The organism is Rhodococcus sp. As11 (assembly GCF_048957735.1).
Classification (GTDB): Bacteria; Actinomycetota; Actinomycetes; order Mycobacteriales; family Mycobacteriaceae; genus Rhodococcus; species Rhodococcus gordoniae.
This window is the reverse complement of the sequence record NZ_JARDJE010000013.1, coordinates 30,738-49,334: the sequence shown is the minus strand read 5'-3', so window position 1 is coordinate 49,334 and position 18,597 is coordinate 30,738. Positions and strand designations below refer to the sequence as shown.

Annotated in this window: 16 protein-coding genes; 11 read left to right on the top strand and 5 right to left on the bottom strand. The window is 68.2% G+C overall.

What is annotated here, in order from left to right; translation table 11 throughout:
* Window positions 1–12 precede the first annotated feature (12 nt).
* From PV766_RS16520 to PV766_RS16505, 4 genes are read right to left on the bottom strand one after another with little or no spacing between them, the layout of a single operon-like run.
* A complete protein-coding gene (locus PV766_RS16520; protein WP_421097431.1) occupies window positions 13–552 on the bottom strand; it encodes a GNAT family N-acetyltransferase in 540 nt (179 codons plus the stop codon).
* Window positions 549–1,796: a glycosyltransferase family 4 protein gene (locus PV766_RS16515; RefSeq protein WP_064065022.1), complete on the bottom strand. Its 1,248-nt coding sequence runs from the start codon at window positions 1,794–1,796 to the stop codon at window positions 549–551. Before PV766_RS16515 ends, PV766_RS16520 begins: the two co-directional genes overlap by 4 nt.
* A complete protein-coding gene (locus PV766_RS16510; protein WP_129976514.1) occupies window positions 1,793–3,313 on the bottom strand; it encodes a glycoside hydrolase family 57 protein in 1,521 nt (506 codons plus the stop codon). Before PV766_RS16510 ends, PV766_RS16515 begins: the two co-directional genes overlap by 4 nt.
* A 26-nt stretch (window positions 3,314–3,339) precedes the next feature.
* Complete coding sequence (locus tag PV766_RS16505; protein ID WP_421097430.1) at window positions 3,340–4,140, bottom strand: class I SAM-dependent methyltransferase; 801 nt, start codon at window positions 4,138–4,140, stop codon at window positions 3,340–3,342.
* Between the two features lie 223 nt (window positions 4,141–4,363).
* On the opposite strand from PV766_RS16505, the gene PV766_RS16500 reads away from it, so the two are divergent.
* The 8 genes from PV766_RS16500 (at window position 4,364) to ligA (ending at window position 13,537) form a co-directional block, all read left to right on the top strand.
* Complete coding sequence (locus tag PV766_RS16500; RefSeq protein ID WP_016935711.1) at window positions 4,364–5,149, top strand: electron transfer flavoprotein subunit beta/FixA family protein; 786 nt, start codon at window positions 4,364–4,366, stop codon at window positions 5,147–5,149.
* Window positions 5,150–5,195: 46 nt separating this feature from the next.
* Window positions 5,196–6,152 (top strand): electron transfer flavoprotein subunit alpha/FixB family protein, encoded by a 957-nt coding sequence (locus PV766_RS16495; protein ID WP_064065019.1) that lies wholly within the window; start codon window positions 5,196–5,198, stop codon window positions 6,150–6,152.
* Between the two features lie 145 nt (window positions 6,153–6,297).
* A complete protein-coding gene (locus PV766_RS16490) occupies window positions 6,298–7,128 on the top strand; it encodes a GNAT family N-acetyltransferase (RefSeq protein ID WP_064065018.1) in 831 nt (276 codons plus the stop codon).
* A complete protein-coding gene (locus PV766_RS16485) occupies window positions 7,125–8,015 on the top strand; it encodes a lysophospholipid acyltransferase family protein (RefSeq protein WP_064065017.1) in 891 nt (296 codons plus the stop codon). Before PV766_RS16490 ends, PV766_RS16485 begins: the two co-directional genes overlap by 4 nt.
* 42 nt (window positions 8,016–8,057) lie before the next feature.
* Complete coding sequence (locus PV766_RS16480; protein ID WP_064065016.1) at window positions 8,058–9,293, top strand: cysteine desulfurase family protein; 1,236 nt, start codon at window positions 8,058–8,060, stop codon at window positions 9,291–9,293.
* Window positions 9,290–10,369 carry a tRNA 2-thiouridine(34) synthase MnmA gene (mnmA, locus tag PV766_RS16475; protein WP_421097429.1) on the top strand — a complete coding sequence of 360 codons (1,080 nt, stop codon included), beginning with the start codon at window positions 9,290–9,292 and terminating at the stop codon, window positions 10,367–10,369. Before PV766_RS16480 ends, mnmA begins: the two co-directional genes overlap by 4 nt.
* Complete coding sequence (locus PV766_RS16470) at window positions 10,366–11,391, top strand: methionine synthase (RefSeq protein ID WP_421097428.1); 1,026 nt, start codon at window positions 10,366–10,368, stop codon at window positions 11,389–11,391. The genes mnmA and PV766_RS16470 overlap by 4 nt, the downstream gene beginning before the upstream one ends.
* A gap of 37 nt (window positions 11,392–11,428) precedes the next feature.
* Window positions 11,429–13,537, top strand: a complete 2,109-nt coding sequence (gene ligA, locus PV766_RS16465; protein ID WP_421097427.1) for an NAD-dependent DNA ligase LigA — start codon at window positions 11,429–11,431, stop codon at window positions 13,535–13,537.
* Window positions 13,538–13,574: 37 nt separating this feature from the next.
* Here ligA and PV766_RS16460 read toward each other — a convergent pair whose 3' ends face one another.
* Window positions 13,575–14,216, bottom strand: a complete 642-nt coding sequence (locus PV766_RS16460; RefSeq protein WP_421097426.1) for a hypothetical protein — start codon at window positions 14,214–14,216, stop codon at window positions 13,575–13,577.
* A gap of 174 nt (window positions 14,217–14,390) precedes the next feature.
* On the opposite strand from PV766_RS16460, the gene PV766_RS16455 reads away from it, so the two are divergent.
* From PV766_RS16455 to PV766_RS16445, 3 genes are read left to right on the top strand one after another with little or no spacing between them, the layout of a single operon-like run.
* The gene (locus tag PV766_RS16455; RefSeq protein ID WP_421097425.1) at window positions 14,391–15,671 is read left to right on the top strand and encodes an amidohydrolase family protein; all 1,281 of its coding nucleotides are present in this window, start codon (window positions 14,391–14,393) and stop codon (window positions 15,669–15,671) included.
* Window positions 15,672–15,729: 58 nt separating this feature from the next.
* Complete coding sequence (locus PV766_RS16450; protein ID WP_421097424.1) at window positions 15,730–16,605, top strand: hypothetical protein; 876 nt, start codon at window positions 15,730–15,732, stop codon at window positions 16,603–16,605.
* A 3-nt stretch (window positions 16,606–16,608) separates the two neighbouring features.
* Window positions 16,609–18,594, top strand: a complete 1,986-nt coding sequence (locus PV766_RS16445; RefSeq protein WP_421097423.1) for a YhgE/Pip family protein — start codon at window positions 16,609–16,611, stop codon at window positions 18,592–18,594.
* Window positions 18,595–18,597: the final 3 nt, after the last annotated feature.

Here is an 18,597-nt window from a genome sequence, read left to right as displayed (position 1 = left end):
CCGGAAGTCGACTCAGAACGCCAAGGACTTCCGGTACACGACCGTCTCGCACGGAACTGCAAGGGCAGGAACGAGTTCCGGATGTCGAGTATCGAGCGGTGCCGGTTCGTCCGGCACGTACCCGAGCCGGGTGTAGAGCCGGTCGAGGAACACCTTCGACTCGTGCGAGGTCCCGCGCGGCCGGATCACCTCGAGTTGCACCGTCTCGAAACCCCGCTCCGCGCACTCTGCCTCGACGGCATCGATCAGGAGACGGCCGACGCCCGTTCCGCGGACCTCCGGGTCGGACGCGAACATCCCGAACTCGGCCGTCGTCCCGTCCACCGGGGTCACGCGGATGCATCCGACCACCCGGCCGTGCGACCGGGCGATCCGGATACTGCCTTCCCGTGCGTACCGGGTGATCTCGTCCGTGTCGGTCCGCGTGGTGCCCGGCACCCACATGCCGTCCTCGGCCACCGCGTAGACGGCATTGAGCAGGCCGGTGACGGCGACGACGTCGGATCGGTGCGGTTCGAGGCGTTCGATCCCGGCGGTGTGCTGCCCGTTCATCCGCGATCCGGGAGTGGGCGTTGCGGGATCGTGGGACGTGCCAGCGGGTGACGTACCCGCCGTTTCGCCGACGAGTAGACCTGTACGGTCTCCTCGGCGACGCGGCGCCAGTCGAAGTCGTCGGTCAGCCGCGCCCGGGCGGCCCGCGCACGCACCTGTGCGTCCTCGGGGTCGTCGAGGGTCTCCCGCACGGCCGAGACGAGGCCCGCCACGTCGCCGGGCCGGAACGACAGTCCGGTCACGCCGTCGACCACCGCTTCGCCCAGGCCACCGGCGGTGGACGCGATCAGCGGGGTGCCCGCGGCCGCCGCCTCGAGGGCGATGATGCCGAACGGTTCGTAGCGGCTCGGCAGCACGATCGCGTCGGCGCCGTGCAGCCAGCCGAGCAGTTCGGTGTGGTCGAGGTTGCCGAGGAAACTCACCGAGCGTGCGACGCGGTGCACCCGTGCCTGTTCACGGAGCCATTCGAACTGGGTGCCTTCGCCGGCGATCACGAGGGTCGTGCCGGGATGCGATCGGCGGATGCGGGGGAGGGCGGCGATCGCGTCCTGCACACCCTTCTCGTATTCGAGGCGGCCGACGTACAGCAGCCGGGCCGGCCCGGGACGCGGTTCGCGGTCCCGGTACGACCAGGTGGTGATGTCGATGCCGTTGCGGATCACCGAGATCTCCGGCAGGTCCGGGCCGTACAGCTCCGTCACCTCGTCGTGCATCGACACCGAACACGTGATGAGCCGGTCGGATTCGTTGGCGAGCCACCATTCGACGGAATGCACCTGCCGATTGATCCGGCCGGACAGCCAGCCGCTGTGGCGACCCGCCTCCGTCGCATGCAGGGTCGACACGAGCGGCACATCGAAGAACTCGGCCAGCGCGATCGCGGGGTGGGCGACGAGCCAGTCATGGGCGTGGACGACATCGGGATACCAGCCTTCGCCGATACCGCCGCGGCTCAGTCCGATCCCGGCGCGGACCATCGCGTGGCCCATCGCGAGGGTCCAGGCGATCATGTCCTCGCCGAAGTCGAAGTGGGGTGCGTCCTCCGCGACGGCCACCACGAGCACGCCGTCGGCGATATGACCGACCGTGGGATGGGTCGACGCATCGGTGCCGGTCGGACGACGCGACAGCACCACCACTTCGTGGCCGGCCGCGGCGAGTTCGGTGGCGAGATGGTGGACGTGTCTGCCCAGGCCGCCGACGACGACGGGTGGGTACTCCCATGACACGAGCAGGATCTTCATCGCGGGCCTCCGTGGCGTCCGGGCAGTCGCCGGGCGTCGAGTCCCGGGAAGAGATTGTCGGCGCGGCTCCATCCGTCGGCCAGACGTCGCGCCGTCTCGGTGCGTCCGGAGCCGACGGCCTCGGCGATCTCACGCAGTGCGTGGGCGTGCTTGTGCGCGCGGTCGCGGGCGTAGGCGGCGGCGGTGTCCTTGCTGACCATGAACGCCCAGTCGCTGGACACCGTGAGCAGCGCTTCGCGCAGCATCTGGTCGTGCACGCGGTTGCGGAGCGCGACCGGCGAGACGTTCTGTTCGCGGGCCTTGTCGATGCTGTCGAGGGTCGTGCGCACCACCTCGTCGTTCAGTCGCACGAGGTCGGCGACCTGATCGCCGGCCCAGACCCGCCAGTCCTTGCCCGAGCCCCACGACGAATCCTCGAGATCGACGCAGGCGCCGACGTAGCCGCGGTCGCGGGCATCGGCGAGGGTTCCCACCTCGATACCGGCCTCGGGAAGAGCGCGCAACAGCCGCTCGAGGAAGATCGGGCCCTCGAACCACCAGTGCCCGAACAGTTCGGTGTCGAATGCCGCGACGACGAGCGCGTCCCGGCCGATGCGGTCGGACTCGCTGCGCAGCCGCTTCCGGACGGTCTCGACGAAGTCGGCGACGTCCCGGTCGACGGCCTGCGAGGCGAGTTCGGGGTCGTAGGGAGCCTTCTCGTGCGAGGGCACCGTGCGGCCCGTGACCCGGGAGGGCTTGAGTCCGGTGTCGTGGCAGTAGGTGTGGAAGTCGCGGTAGGCGGAGTGGCCCGGGTAGCCGGATTTCGGCGACCACACCCGGTACGAGACCTGCAGGTCGCGGCCGAAGCACACCACGTCCGAGTCGCGGACCGTGCGACCGAGCGAGGTGTCGCCGCGCAGTGCGGGGCCGTCGACCATGAAGTGCTCGACACCCGCTGCGGCGTAACCCTTCTCCATGCCCGGCGTGTAACCGCATTCCGGACCCCAGATGCCGCGCGGCCGATGGTTCCAGCGGGCGTGGGCGTCGGCGAGGCCCTCCGACAGGGAGAAGGCGCGCAGTCGCGGGTCGAGGAGGGGCTGGAAGGGATGGGCCAGAGGTCCGCCGAGGAGTTCGATCGCGTCGGCGTCGATCAGCTGCCGGACGACGGGGGAACCTCCGTGGCGCCAATGGGTTTCGAAATCCTCGAGTGCGGTCGAGGCGGCACGGTGCTCGCGGGCGCCGAGCGCGCGGTAGGACTCCTCCCGCATCCCGGCGGCCTCGTGCGCGCGGAGTTGCCAGTTGCCGAGCCAGTGGTGCATCCCGGCGAGGCAGTGCGGATCGTCGAGTTGCGCGGCGAGCACCGGGGTGACCCCGAGCGTGAGCATCCGGGTCCGGCCTTCGGCGGCGAGCCGTCTGAGGACGTCGGTGACGGGCAGATAGGTCGCGGCCCACGACTGGTAGAGCCATTCCTCGCCGACGGGCCACCGGCCGTGATGGGCGAGCCACGGGAGGTGGGAATGGAGGACGAGCGCGAACATACCCGGCTCGCGAGGTGATGCGGCACTCACGGCGCAGTGTCCTTCGCTGCAGGGTCCTTCACGGCGATGGCGACGAGATCGAGGCTCGCGTCGATGTTCTCGGGAACGATGGCGAAGTCGTCGACGGAGACCATGGCGACATCGGCGGTGAGGTCGTCCGGCCACGGCTCGCCGGCGAGCGCCCGCTCGATCTGAGCGTCGATGAACGATCCGCCGTGCTTGGCGTCGAGAGCGCGCAGGGCGGGTCCGTGGTGCACGCCCGTCATGAGTTCGACGCGGAAGCCGGCGTCCTCGAGCAGTTGCGTCAGTTCGGCGGCGTTCAGCTCACGGGTGTGGAAGGGATTGAGCGGGGTGTCGCGGCCGGGGGAGAAGGTGATGCGGTTGGGCGTGCTGATCAGCAGCTCACCGCCGGGAGTGAGAATGCGGTGACATTCGCGTAGGAACTGTGTCTGATCCCACAGATGCTCGATCACCTGGAAGTTCACGACCGTATCGACCGATTCGTCCTCGAGGGGAAGTTCGGCGAGATTGCCGTGCCGCATGTCCACGCGGGGGTAGCGCGCGCGGATGTGGGCGACGGCGCTCTCGTCGTAGTCGAGACCGATCACCCGGGCGGCGACGTCGGCGATCATGGCGGCCCCGTAGCCTTCGCCGGCGCCGGCCTCGAGCACGGTCCGGTTCGCGCACCGGGGAAGAAAATGCTGGTAGACGACCTCGTGACGTCGGAACCAGTAGTTCTCCTGGGCGATGCCCGGGACCGTCCGTTCGCCGGTGAGGGGAAGGGTGTGCGCATCGTCGGCGCGGGCGGGGGTGTCGCTCACCGCCACGACATTAGCCCCCTTCCCGGAGGGGAGGTCTCCGGTGTTCCGGATCACAGCTTCGGTCGTCCTTCCGTGCGGTTATGGTGAATCGGGAATTCCGTCAAGTTACCGGCTGGTAACTTAGCGGCTGATAATCTATCGCACACGCCGTGCGAAAGACACGAGTGCTCGGTTCAGGCAGCGCCTTGCCGACCAAAGGCAGCTACACACAGGAGGTCGACGCAGACCCATGACGAACATCGTCGTTTTGATCAAGCAGGTCCCCGACACGTGGTCCGAGCGCAAGCTCAGCGACGGCGACTACACGCTCGACCGTGAGGCCGCCGACGCCGTGCTCGACGAGATCAACGAGCGCGCCGTCGAGGAAGCTCTGCTCATCAAGGAGCGCGACGGCGGCGAGGTCACCGTTCTGACCGCCGGTCCCGACCGCGCGACCGACGCCATCCGTAAGGCGCTGTCCATGGGCGCCGACAAGGCGATCCACCTCAACGACCCGGCCCTGCACGGCTCGGACTCCATCCAGACCGCGTACGCGCTCGCCGCGGCGCTCGGTCAGATCGAAGGTGTCGAGCTCGTCATCGCCGGCAACGAGGCCACCGACGGCCGTGTGGGTGCCGTTCCCGCGATCATCGCCGAGTACCTCGGCCTGCCGCACCTGACGCACCTGCGCAAGCTCACCATCGCGGACGGCAAGGCCTCCGGCGAGCGTGAGACCGACGAGGGTGTCTTCGGCATCGAAGCTCCGCTCCCCGCCATCATCTCGGTCACCGAGAAGATCAACGAGCCTCGCTTCCCCTCCTTCAAGGGCATCATGGCCGCCAAGAAGAAGGAAGTTCAGACCCTCACCCTCGCCGACATCGGCCTCGATCCCGAGATCTTCGGCGTCGCCAATGCGGCCTCGACCGTCACCGGTGTGACCCCGAAGCCGCCGCGCACCGCAGGTGAGCGCGTCGCCGACGAGGGCGACGGCGGCACCAAGATCGCCCAGTACCTGGTCGGCCAGAAGATCATCTGATCGCGCCCCCGCGACAACATCTGACATATCTAGGAGAGAAGTAGTAATGGCAGAAGTACTCGTGCTCGTCGAGCATGCCGAGGGCGCGCTCAAGAAGGTCAGCACCGAATTGATCACCGCCGCGCGTGCGCTCGGCGAACCCGCCGCCGTCGTCGCCGGTGCTCCCGGCACCGCCGACGCGCTGCAGGACGCCCTCGCCGCCGCCGGTGCGGTCAAGGTCTACGCCGCCGAGTCCGACGACGTCGACAAGTACCTGGTCACCCCCAAGGTCGACATCCTGGCGTCGCTCGTCGAGTCCACCAGCCCCGCCGCCGTCATCACCGCCGCGTCCGTCGAGGGCAAGGAGGTGTCGGGCCGTCTCGCCGCCCGCATCGGTTCCGGTCTGCTCGTCGACGTCGTCGACGTCAAGGCCGACGGCTCGGCCGTGCACTCGATCTTCGGTGGTGCGTACACCGTCGATGCCAAGACCAACGGTGAGGTCCCCGTTATCTCCGTCCGTCCGGGTGCCGTCGAGGCCAAGCCCGAAGCCGCTGCCGCCGAGCGCGTGGCCGTCGAGGTTCCGGCTCAGGAAGAGAACGCCGTGAAGATCGTCTCGCGCGATCCGATCGTCGGCGGCGACCGTCCGGAGCTCACCGAGGCGTCGATCGTCGTCTCCGGCGGCCGCGGTGTCGGTTCGGCCGACAAGTTCTCCGTCGTCGAAGAACTCGCCGACTCGCTCGGTGCCGCCGTCGGTGCGTCCCGCGCCGCTGTCGACTCCGGCTACTACCCGGGCCAGTTCCAGGTCGGTCAGACCGGCAAGACGGTCTCGCCGCAGCTGTACGTCGCACTCGGCATCTCCGGTGCGATCCAGCACCGCGCCGGCATGCAGACCTCGAAGACCATCGTCGCCGTCAACAAGGACGAAGAGGCCCCGATTTTCGAGATCGCGGACTACGGCGTCGTCGGCGACCTGTTCAACGTCGCTCCGCAGCTGACCGACGAGGTCAAGAAGCACAAGGGCTGATCTGCTCGGGCAGACCGATCCCTGGGTGGCCCCGTTCCTTTCGAGGAGCGGGGCCACATCTGTTCGGCGGAGTGTTCATCGGCGATGCATCACCGCGACATCCCGGCGCCGCCGGCACGCCTCCCGCACTCGTTACACCTTCGGCATGACCACATCGTCGGTGCTGTACCGCCCGAGTCATTTCACCGCCCCGATCCTGTCCGGCCCCCGTTATTCTCTCGTCGTCTCGACCGAACCGTCCGTTCGCACGGTTGCGCAACGTCTGCGCCATCGGGTCTTCGCGAACGAACCGGGCTTCCGGCTCCCTCATTCCGGGACCGGTCTCGACACGGACCGTTTCGACGAGTTCTGCGACCACATACTCGTGCACGACCGGGTCACCGACGATGTCGTCGGCTGCTACCGGATGCTGCTGCCCGAGGCCGCGCGCGAGGCGGGTGGGTACTACACCGCCACCGAATTCGATCTCACCGCCCTCGACCCCCACGGACGCGGCCTCGTCGAAATGGGTCGGGCCTGCGTCGATCCGGCCCACCGCTCCGGGTCCGTGCTCACCCTCATGTGGGCCGGGATCCTGCTCTATCTCGAGATGACCGGACACCACGAGGTCGTCGGATGCGTGTCGGTGCCCCTGCGCACGACGCCCGACGAACCCGAGGCGTCGAACGTGCGGGGTGTGCGCGACCTTCTGCTCGACCGACACGCGATCGAGCCCGCATCACGGGTACGCCCGTTGAACCCCGTCGTGGTCGACGGCCATCCTCTCGACGAGATCGCGCCGCCACCGCGCCCCGTGGTGCCGCCGCTGCTGCGCGGATATCTCCGGCTCGGTGCCCGGATCTGTGGTGAACCGGCCCACGACCCGGACTTCGGCGTCGCCGACTTCGTCGCGATACTCGCCGTGGACCGGGCGAACGCACGGTATCTCGCCCGCTTGCGGGCCGTCGCGGAGCGCAACGAGGGTGGTACGCGATGACGCGGTTGCACGGGTGGATGCCGTCGAGCCCGTGCGGCGTGCGGTGTCTGCCGGACGACGCGGACCGTGTGGGTCTGCCGACGGTGGGGCTGCGCATCGCGCTCGTGGCGCTCGTGCTGACGGTGGTACCACTCCTGTCGGCCGGACGGATGATTCCTGCGACGCGCCGGGAACACACGTTGCGTCGCAGCGCGCGCGTGTTGCTGTGGTGCGTGGGCATTCACCCGACGGTCGACGACAGACGTGACCGGCGGGCGCACGCAGGGGGCGTGCTCGTCGTTGCACCGCACGTCTCGTGGACCGACGTGCTGGTCCTCACCGCGGTCGCTCCCGCTGTCTTCGTGGCACGGGCGGACCTGCTCGACTGGGGTGTGCTGGGCACACTCGCACGCCGGATGCGTGTCATCGCCATCGACCGGGAACGGCTGCGTCTGCTGCCCGACGTGATCGATCGGATACGTACCCGCCTGCTCGCAGGCGAACGTGTCGCGGTCTTCCCCGAGGGCACGACATGGTGCGGTCGGGCCTACGGCGGTTTCCGTCCCGCACTGCTCCAGGCGGCGGTGGACGTACAGTGCCTTGTCCAGCCGGTCGGACTGCGTTACCGCCAGCGCACGGGCGAGTCCACCGCGGTGCCCGCCTTCGTCGGTGACGAGACGATCGGGTCGTCGCTCCGGCGGATGATCCGGAACCGTGGTGTCGTCGCCGAAGTCGTCCTGGCGCCGCTCGAACGGCCGGGACAGGACCGGCGTGATCTCGCGGCCCGATGCGACCGCGCGGTCCGCGCCGATCGTGTGGCCGATGCCATATCCTCCGTGCCGGTCGACCGCTCACCGGTTGCCCGTGCGGCGCACCGGGCGGACGCCGCCCGCCCGCGGACCCCCTGAGCGCGGCGGGCACCCGTGCCCACCCGCTATCCTGGATCGGTCATGACCTCGCCCGCCTCCGGTCCCTCCGGTACCTCCACGACCGTCTACCTCGATCACGCCGCGACGACGCCGATGCTTCCTGCGGCCGTCGAGGCGATGACGTCGGTCCTCACCACCGTCGGAAACGCGTCGTCCCTGCACGGTTCGGGGCGCGCAGCGCGCCGCCGCATCGAAGAGTCGCGAGAGTCGATCGCAGCCGCCCTCGGCGCCCGGCCCTCCGAGGTGATCTTCGTCTCCGGTGGTACCGAGGGCGACAACCTGGCGATCAAGGGCATCTACTGGGGCCGCCGCGCCCAGGATTCCCGTCGTCGCAGGATCCTGGCGAGCGCGGTCGAGCACCATGCTGTGCTCGACGCCGTCGAATGGCTCGTCGAGCACGAGGACGCAGTGGTGACGTGGCTTCCGGTCGACCGGTCCGGGCGCGTCGATCCCGGCACGCTCCGCGACGAACTCTCGCGCTACGCCGACGAGGTCGCCCTCGTGTCCGTGATGTGGGCGAACAACGAGGTCGGCACCGTCATGCCGATCGTCGAACTCGCCGCCGTCGCCGCCGAGTTCGACGTCCCGATGCACAGCGACGCCGTGCAGGCGGTCGCTCATCTCCCCGTCGACTTCACCGCGAGCGGCCTGTCGGCGCTGACCCTGGCCGCCCACAAGTTCGGGGGGCCGCAAGGGGTGGGCGCGTTGCTGCTCGGCAGGCAGGTGCCGTGCGTGCCGCTCGCCCACGGCGGCGGTCACGAACGCGACGTGCGTTCGGGTACACAGGACACCGCGTCCGTCGTGGCGATGGCTACGGCGCTGCGCGAGGTCACCTCGGATCTGCCCGGACGTAACGCCGAACTGGCACGCCTGCGCGATCTTCTCGTCGCAGGTGTCGAGTCGGTGATTCCCGACGCGATCCTCAACGGCCCCCGCGGGGCGGGACGACTGCCCAACAACGCACACTTCACATTCCCCGGGTGCGAAGGGGATTCGCTGCTGATGCTGCTCGACGCAGCCGGTATCGAATGCTCGACCGGCTCGGCGTGCACGGCCGGGGTCGCGCGTGCGAGCCACGTGCTCGTCGCGATGGGATCGGACCCCGTCACGGCGCGTGGATCGCTCCGATTCTCGTTGGGACACACGACGACCCGTGGCGACATCGAGAAGCTGATCGAAACTCTCCCTTCCGTGGTGGACAGGGCTCGCGCCGCCGGACTGGCGAGCGCCGGTGGACGAGGAGGTGACCGGAGATGAGGATTCTTGCGGCAATGAGCGGCGGTGTGGACTCGGCGGTCGCCGCCGCCCGCATGGTCGAGGCCGGACACGACGTCGTCGGAGTACACCTCGCGTTGTCGAGCGCGCCGGGCACTCTGCGCACCGGCTCGCGGGGATGCTGTTCGAAGGAGGACGCCGGCGACGCCCGTCGCGCCGCCGACGTGCTCGGAATCCCGTTCTACGTGTGGGATTTCGCAGACCGCTTCAAGGAGGACGTGATCGACGACTTCGTCGCGTCCTACGCGGCCGGTGAGACCCCGAATCCGTGTCTGCGCTGCAACGAGAAGATCAAGTTCTCGGCGCTGGCCGACCGCGCCGTGGCCCTCGGCTTCGACGCCGTCGCCACCGGTCACTACGCGCAGTTGGACGGCGGGGTGCTGCGCCGCGCCGTCGACGCCGACAAGGACCAGTCGTACGTGCTGGCCGTGCTCACCGCGCAGCAGTTGTCGCGCGCGGTGTTTCCTGTCGGCGACACCCCCAAGAGCCGGATCCGCGAGGAGGCGGCCGAACGCGGACTCGCGGTGGCGAACAAGCCCGACAGCCACGACATCTGTTTCATCCCCTCGGGCGACACGCGAGCCTTCCTCGGTGCCCGGATCGGCGTGCGCCCGGGCGCCGTCGTGGACGACCGTTCCGGTGAGGTGCTCGCGCAGCACGACGGCGTACACGGCTTCACCGTGGGCCAGCGCAAGGGGCTCGGCATCGCCGGACCCGGACCCGACGGACGTCCCCGCTACGTCACGGCGATCGAGCCGGGGAGCGGCACCGTGCGGGTCGGCAGCGCCGAACAGCTGAAGGTCGGGTCGATCCGGGCCGAGCGCGCCGTGTGGACCTCGGGCACGGCTCCCGTCGGCCCGATCGAGTGCGTCGTTCAGGTCCGCGCACATGGTGGACTGGCCCCGGCCGTCGCCGAAGCGGCGGGCACGGGTATCGAGATCACGCTGCGCGAACCGCTCACCGGTGTCGCCGCCGGTCAGGCCGCCGTGCTGTACCGCCCCGATGCAGCGGGCGACATCGTTCTCGGCAGCGGCACCATTACGGCAGGGGAGCGGTGACGGCACCTGCCCCCGGCCGCGAGGTGTGGTCCGGTGCCGCGACAGGCATCGGTTCGTGGCCCGGAACGGACCCGCGCGAGGCCGCTGCGGTCGTCGTCGGCGAACTCGCCGATCTGCCGCATCTCGTCGAGTTACCGGCGCGTGGGCTCGGTGCCGATATCATCGGGCGCGTCAGTGCTCTGCTCGTCGACATGTATCTCGACACCTCGACCACCGGATATCGCCTGGTGTCGCGGCGCGGCACCGTGGCCGCCCGGGCGCGCGATCTGCTCGCGCAGGATCTCGACGCGCTCGAGGAGGCCTGGGAACGCGCCGGCTCGGACGTCACCCGCCCGGTGAAGGTGCAGTCCGCCGGACCGCTCACCCTCGCCGCCCACGTCGAACTCGCCACCGGGCGACGGGTGCTCACCGACCGCGGCGCCGTCCGCGAGCTGGCCGAATCGCTCGCGGAAGGGCTGGCCCGGCACGCGGCCGAGATCACCCGCCGGATCGGTGTGCCGGTCGTCGCGCAACTCGACGAACCGTCGCTTCCCGACGTGCTCGCCGGAACGCTGAAGGGCCGGACCATTCTCGAGACCGTGCCCGCGGTCCCGGATCCGGAAGCGCTGGACGTGCTCGACACGACGATCCGGGGCACCGGACTGTCCGTCGCGGTGCACTGCTGCGCGGACACCTTCCCGGCCGATTTCCTGCGGCGCAGCGCTGCCGAGGCGGTCGCTTTCGACGTCGGTCGTGTGCGACGCTCCGACCTCGACGGACTCGGGGAACTCTTCGACTCCGGCACGGTCCCGATCCTGGGGCTCGTGCCTGCCACCGCTCCGGCGTCGACGGGCTGGCGCGAGTACGCGGCACCGGCCGTCGACCTGATCGACCGGCTCGGTTTCCCCCGGAAGGTGCTGCACTCGGTGGCGGTGAGTCCGGTCTGCGGGCTGGCCTCGGCGTCCACGGACGGGGCGCGGGCTGCCCTGCGTTCCGTGCGCGACGTCGCCTCGGCGTTCGCCGAGGAAGCCGACACACTCTGAGCGTTCCTGTCGGCTCCCTCGACTAGGCTTGCAGGCTGTGAGTGAACCGACGGACGCACCCATCACCGCTCCTCCGGAGGCGCGTGAGCGCTGGCAGGATCTCGCCGAACAGGTGCGCGAGCATCAGTTCCGCTACTACGTGCGCGACGCCCCCGTCATCTCCGACGGAGAGTTCGATGCGCTCCTCGGCGAACTGCAGGCGCTCGAGGAGCAGTACACCGAACTCCGCACGCCGGATTCGCCCACTCAGCTGGTCGGTGGCGGATTCGCCACCGAGTTCGGCGCCGTCGAACATCTCGAACGCATGCTCAGCCTCGACAACGTCTTCACAGAGGACGAATTGCGTGCGTGGCTTTCGCGCGCCGAGGCCGAGACCGGCACACACCCCGACTATCTGTGCGAGGTGAAGATCGATGGTGTCGCGCTGAGTCTGATCTACGAGAACGGCAAACTCGTCCGCGCCGCCACCCGCGGCGACGGCCGCACCGGCGAGGACGTCACCCTCAACGCCCGCACCATCGACGACGTTCCCGAAAAACTCACCGGCAGTGACGAATACCCGATTCCCTCGTTGCTCGAGGTTCGCGGGGAGGTGTTCTTCCGGCTCGAGGACTTCCAGACCCTCAACGCGGGCCTGGTTGCCGAGGGCAAACCGCCCTTCGCCAATCCGCGCAACTCGGCCGCCGGGTCCCTGCGGCAGAAGAATCCTGCCGTCACCGCGCGGCGGCACCTGCGTATGTACTGCCACGGCTACGGCCGAATGGAAGGCTTCGAACCCCGTTCGCAGTCCGACGCCTACGCGGCCTTCGCCGCCTGGGGGCTGCCGGTCTCCCCGCACACCGCGCGCGTGCAGGGTGCCGAGGCGGTCGTCGAGCGGATGCGTTACTGGGGTGAGCACCGGCACGACGTCGAGCACGAGATCGACGGTCTCGTGGTCAAGATCGACGACATGGGACTGCACCGCCGCCTCGGCGCCACGTCCCGGGCTCCTCGTTGGGCGATCGCCTACAAGTATCCGCCGGAGGAGGTCACCACCAAGCTCCTCGACATCCGTGTCAGCGTCGGGCGCACCGGGCGCGTGACCCCGTTCGCCTACATGGAACCGGTCACCGTCGCCGGGTCCACGGTCTCGCTCGCGACGCTGCACAACGCGTCCGAGGTGGAGCGCAAGGGCGTGCTGATCGGCGACACCGTGGTCATCCGCAAGGCCGGTGACGTGATCCCCGAAGTGCTCGGCCCCGTCGTCGACCTGCGCGACGGCACCGAGTACCACTTCGAGATGCCCTCGCAGTGCCCCGAGTGCGGCACACCTCTGGCTCCCGCGAAGGAGGGCGACGTCGATCTGCGCTGCCCCAATTCACGGTCGTGCCCGGCGCAGTTGCGCGAACGAGTCTTCCACGTCGCGGGTAGGGGAGCGTTCGACATCGAAGCGCTCGGTTACGAGGCGGGCACGGCGCTTCTCGAGGGAAACGTCATCGCCGACGAGGGCGATCTGTTCTCACTCACGGCAGAAGACCTCGAACGCCTCCCGTTCTTCCGTACCACCAAGGGTGTGCTGTCGAAGAACGGCGAACGCCTACTGCAGAATCTCGACAAGGCGAAGGAGCAACCGCTCTGGCGCGTGCTGGTCGCCCTGTCGATCCGGCATGTCGGACCCACTGCAGCGCGCGCCCTGGCCACCGAGTTCGGCAGCCTCGACCGGATCCGGTCCGCGTCCGTCGAGGAGCTCGCGGCCGTCGAGGGCGTCGGACCGACGATCGCCGCCGCGGTGACCGACTGGTTCACCGTCGACTGGCACGTCGCGATCGTCGACAAATGGGCGGCAGCGGGCGTGCGGATGGCCGACGAGCGCGACGAATCCATTGTGAGGACGCTCGAAGGACTGTCGATCGTGGTCACGGGCACGCTCGCGGGATTCTCCCGCGACCAGGCCAAGGAGGCCGTCGTCGCGCGTGGCGGCAAGGCGGCCGGATCGGTCTCGAAGAAGACCGCCTTCGTCGTGATCGGCGACAATCCGGGGTCGAAGGCCGACAAGGCGGCCGATCTCGGGGTGCCTGTGCTCGACGAGGACGGTTTCCGGATTTTGCTCGACGAGGGGCCCGACGCTGCTCGCGCCCACCTGGAAGGGCGCGAAGGAGAGAACTGAGACCCGTCCCGCCGGCAGGTGTCCTGTCGACGGATTCTCAAGGAGCCGTAGCGGACTCGTGTTCCTCGGCGCTTCGCCTACCGAGGAACACCGCCGCGGCCAGGAGGAAACAGATCGCGCCGACGAACGTGCCGGCGTTGGCCAGGCTCGGGTCGAGAGTATTTCCGTCGTCGAGGATGAACGAACCGACCGCGGAGACCCCGAAAGCGATCGACCCGAGCATGTTCAGCCATCCGCTGATCCAGTCCTTCGAGCGCGGCGCCCAATGCGAGCCGGACCGCCAGAGGATCGTGCACGCGATGGCGCTCGACGCCAGGAAGCACAGGGAACCTTCGAGATTGGGGTTCCACACCAGGTGCATCTCACCCTTGACGGTGTGGGCGTGCAGTGCGGCTCCCGTGCTGACGTTGAACAGCAACGTACCGATGAACTGGGTGAGCGAGGCCAGCCAGTCGGCGCGGATCGCCGGGCTGCCCTTGTCGGAGACGGTCGCCGGCCCGCTCCGCATCAATTGGACGAATGCCGCACCCGTGAAGAACCAGGAACCCACGAAGAACGAAGTATTTGCACCTGCGGTGCCGAGACGCGTCGCAATTCCGGGTGCCGAACCCAATGCGAACAGGGCGGCCCCGATAGCGAATCCCCAGGACTGCATGCGCAATGTCGGGTGAATCAGCATTGGCGCAGTATAAGTCGGAGATTGGGAATTTGTGCGTTTTCGGAAGAAACTGTCCGATCGGATAGGTGCAGGTCAGAGTATATTTCATAAAAAGGGTGAATGGCCGGGGTGAATTAGCCCGGAAACTTGTCGGTTGGTAAGAAACCGTGTTCGATGCGCGTTAGCGTCCCAGCCATGACGGAGACCGGTAAGTCCACCCATCGCCTCCTTTTTCGTAATGTGCGAGTTTTCGACGGAATTTCCGGAGAACTCGTCACCGGCGACGTCCTGATCGACGGAGACCGCATCCTGGCCGTGTCCGCATCGCCGATCGGCGACGAACCCGGCCGCGAAACCGACGTGATCGACGGCGGCGGGCGGGTTCTCATGCCCGGCATGTCCGACGCGCACGTCCACCTCGTCGGCAACGCGAACTCCTATATCGACATGGTGATGGGCAGCGAAGCGCACATTGCGCTCAACGGCCTCGCGGAGGCCCGCAACATGCTGCTGCGCGGCTTCACCGCCGTCCGCGACATGGCCGGCGACACCGGCAGCATCAAGTCGGTGATAGACCGGGGGCTGTTCGACGGACCTCGGATCTACCCGTCCCAGGCCGCGATCTCGCAGACGTCCGGGCACGGCGACTTCGGCTTCGTCTACGAATGCCCCACGGCCCTCGGCGGCGACCAGGCGCGCGCCGAACAGATCGGCTTCATGCGGGTCGCCGACGGTGAGGACCGCGTCCTCGCAGCCGTGCGCGAGCAACTCAAGAAGGGCGCATCGCAGATCAAGCTGATGGTCGGCGGCGGGGCGGCGTCCATGTACGACCCGCTGTACACCGTCCAGTTCATCGACAAGGAACTGCGGGCCGCGGTCCAGGCGGCGTCCGACTACGGCACCTACGTGGCCACCCACGTCTACAACGTCACCGGGATCCGCCGCGCGGTCGCGGCCGGAGTGAAGTCGATCGAGCACGGCCACCTCGCGGACGAGGAGACCGTCGCGCTGCTGGCGGAGAAGGAGGTGTGGTTGTCGATGCAACCCTTCGCGCTCGGTGATCACCACTATCCCGATCCGGATCGTGCGGAGAAGGACAAGCAGATCTGCACCGGCACCGACCACGTCTACGAGTGGGCGCAGAAGCACGGCGTGAACACCGCATGGGGAACCGATCTGCTGCTCGAGCCGCAGATCGCGCCGCGCCAGAGCGAGATGGCCGCGCGGCTCGGCGACCACTACAGCAACCTCGACGCGCTGCGGATGCTCACCTCCGGCAACGCCGAACTGTTCCGGCTCGCCGGCGAGCGCGATCCGTACCGGCAGGCCCGATGGGGCGTGATCGACAAGGGTGCCTGGGCGGACGTGCTCCTCGTCGACGGAAACCCGCTCGAGGACCTGAGTCTGATCGCCGATCCGGCCAAGAACCTGTCGGTCATCGTGAAGAACGGCCACGTCGTCAAGAACAGCCTGTGATCGTGGACGCGTATCGGACACGACACCACGCCCCACTCGTTCGGCGCAAGGACGGTCGGTGACCCACTACGGACAGCACAGCGACGCAGGGGCATGGGACGAGTTGTCGGACGAACAACTCGAGGATCCCTTCGTCGCGGATGGAAACTACGGCGGAACATCGGCGGGCACAGCCGGACCGGACGATCTCGAGGCCTCTCCGTACGGAGCTCCGGCCGTGCAGCAGGCGGTTGCCCGCCAGACCCCGGGCACGCTCGTGTCTGCGCGCGGGATCGAACTCCACGGACCGTGGGGTCACGTCTTCGGCCCCCTCGACCTGGACCTCGACGCCGGGGGCGTGACGGTTCTGGCCGCACAGGCCGGTGCCGCACGGACCGCGCTGCTCATGGCCCTGTGCGGTCGCATGCGATTGACCCGGGGATCGTTGACGGTTCTCGGTGAGGACCGGCCGCAGAAGATCATCGCGCGGTCGGCGATCGCGTGCATGAACGAACTCGACGAGGTGCGCCCGTCGGTCACCGTGCGCGATCTCGTCACCGAGCAGAAGCGGTGGGATTCCCCGTGGTACAAGTTCGTTCCGCGGGTGCGCGAGGACGGCGTCGCCGAGATGTGCGAGGAGATCTTCGGCGACGTACCGCTGCCACCGCTCGAGGCGTTCGTCGACGATCTCCCCGAACTCCAGCAACTGCTGCTGCGGATCTCGGTGGCCGACACCCGACGCCCGCCACTGCTGGTGGTGGGTCGGATCGACCGGATCGCCGACAACGTCGAACGCGCCACCCTGCTCGACCGGCTCGTCGCTCTCGGGGAGAACCGGTCGGTGATCGTCGGCGACGTGAACCCCGTCGATCCCACCGTCGGGGTGCGGGCTGTGGTGGACATGCACGATCTGCTCGGACCCGGTGACATCGGCGTCCTGACGAAGAGGAAGTGACGAGTGCTCGCAGGCGTCTCTCTCGGTAGCGACTCGAAGCGATACTTCCGCGGCACGATGCCGCGCATCGCGATCGCGACGATCATTCTCATGCCGTTGCTGTACGGCGCCATGTACCTGTGGGCCTTCTGGAACCCGTTCGGTGCAGTGAACAAGATCCCGGCGGCGATCGTCAACAACGACACCGGTCGTTCGTCGACGGGGGAGCAGGTCGATGCCGGTGATCAGGTCGTCAAGTCCCTCATCGCGTCGGGTCAGCTCGATCTCGCGGAGGTGTCGGAGGATGACGCCGTCGCCGGTCTGGCCGACGGAAAGTACTACTACACCATCACGATTCCGGAGAATTTCACCGAAGCGGTCGAATCCCCCAACGGCGACAACCCCGAGAAGGCGAATCTGGTCTTCACCTTCAACGACGCGAACAACTATCTCGCGACGATCATCGGGCAGGACGCGTCCGAACAGGTGATCGGACAGGTGAACTCCGCGATCGGCGCCCAAGGTGTCGGGGCCGTGCTCACCGGTCTCGAGAGCGCCGGCTCGGGTCTGAAGCAGGCCGCCGACGGTGCCGGACAGCTCGCTGACGGTATCGACACGGCCAAGAGTGGTGCGGACCAGCTCGCCTCGGGATCGCAGGAGCTCGCGACGAACATGGTCACGGCGCGGGACGGGTCGGCGCAGCTCGCCGTCGGCGCGAACGAACTCGCCACCGCGATCGACGGTGTGACAGGTCCTTTGCTCAGCGCGCTCGACAGCGGTGCCCTCTCGGGTGTCGCGGGGCAGGCAGCCGAGCTGCGGGCTTCGCTCGACGCTCTCGAATCGCGCGTTCCGCAGACCGCACAGTCGACGGTGAACCAGGCCGTGCAGCAGGTGGTCGACATTCTGAACCGGAGCTCCGATCCGGTCGTGCAGCAGGCGATCACGGCGTTGACGCCGCTGACGGCGCAACAGGCGGCCTCCGATGCCGACGCCCTGCGCGCAGAGATCGTGCGCCTGCAGGCCGACGCCGAACAACTCGAATATCAACTCGGCAATCCGAACAGTCCGCTTCAGGGCGCCCTGGCGACGTTGTCGAGCGGGGGTCTGGCGGCGGAGGTGAACCAACTCCGCAGCGGTGTCGACGAGCTGAGCTCCGGCGCCGCCACGCTGAACTCCGGTCTCGTCCAACTCACCGACGGCAGTGTCCGGCTCGCCGACGGAGCGGGAGAACTGTCTTCGGGGATGGTCGAGCTGCAGTCGGGTTCGCAGGAACTCGCGCAGGCCTTGAGTCAGGGCGCCACCCAGGTGCCGAGCTGGACGGACGAACAGCGCACCTCCACTGCCGAGACGTTGTCGACTCCTGTTGCACTGCAACAGAACTACACGAACGAGGCACCCACCTTCGGTACCGGTTTCGCGCCGTTCTTCCTGTCGCTCGCCCTGTTCGTCGGAGGCATCATCACCTGGATGCTGCTCACTCCGCTGCAGTCGCGGCCCACCGTCGCGGGACTCGGCGCCTACCGCACGGTTCTCGCGTCGTACTGGCCGGCGCTGTTGGTGGGCATCCTGCAGGTGGGCGTGATGTACACGGTCGTCCATTTCGGTGTCGGACTGGACGTGAAGCACGTGGTGGGCACGATCCTGTTCCTGATGTTGATCTCCGCGACGTATCTGGCCATGATCCAGGCGTTCAACGCGATCTTCGGGGTCGCCGTCGGCCGTGTGGTGACATTGGCCTTCCTGATGCTGCAACTCGTCTCGGCCGGCGGTATCTACCCTGTGCCGACCACCGCGAAGCCGTTCCAGTACATCCATCCGTTCGACCCGATGACCTACACCGTCAACGGTCTGCGGCAGCTCACCGTCGCCGAGAACATCGATTCGCGATTGTGGATCGCAATCGCCGTTCTCGTCGGAATTCTGCTCGTATCGTTGACCCTGAGTGCCCTGTCGGTCCGGCGCAACCGCCGCTACACGATGGAGAGGCTGTACCCGCCGATCGAGGTGTGAGAA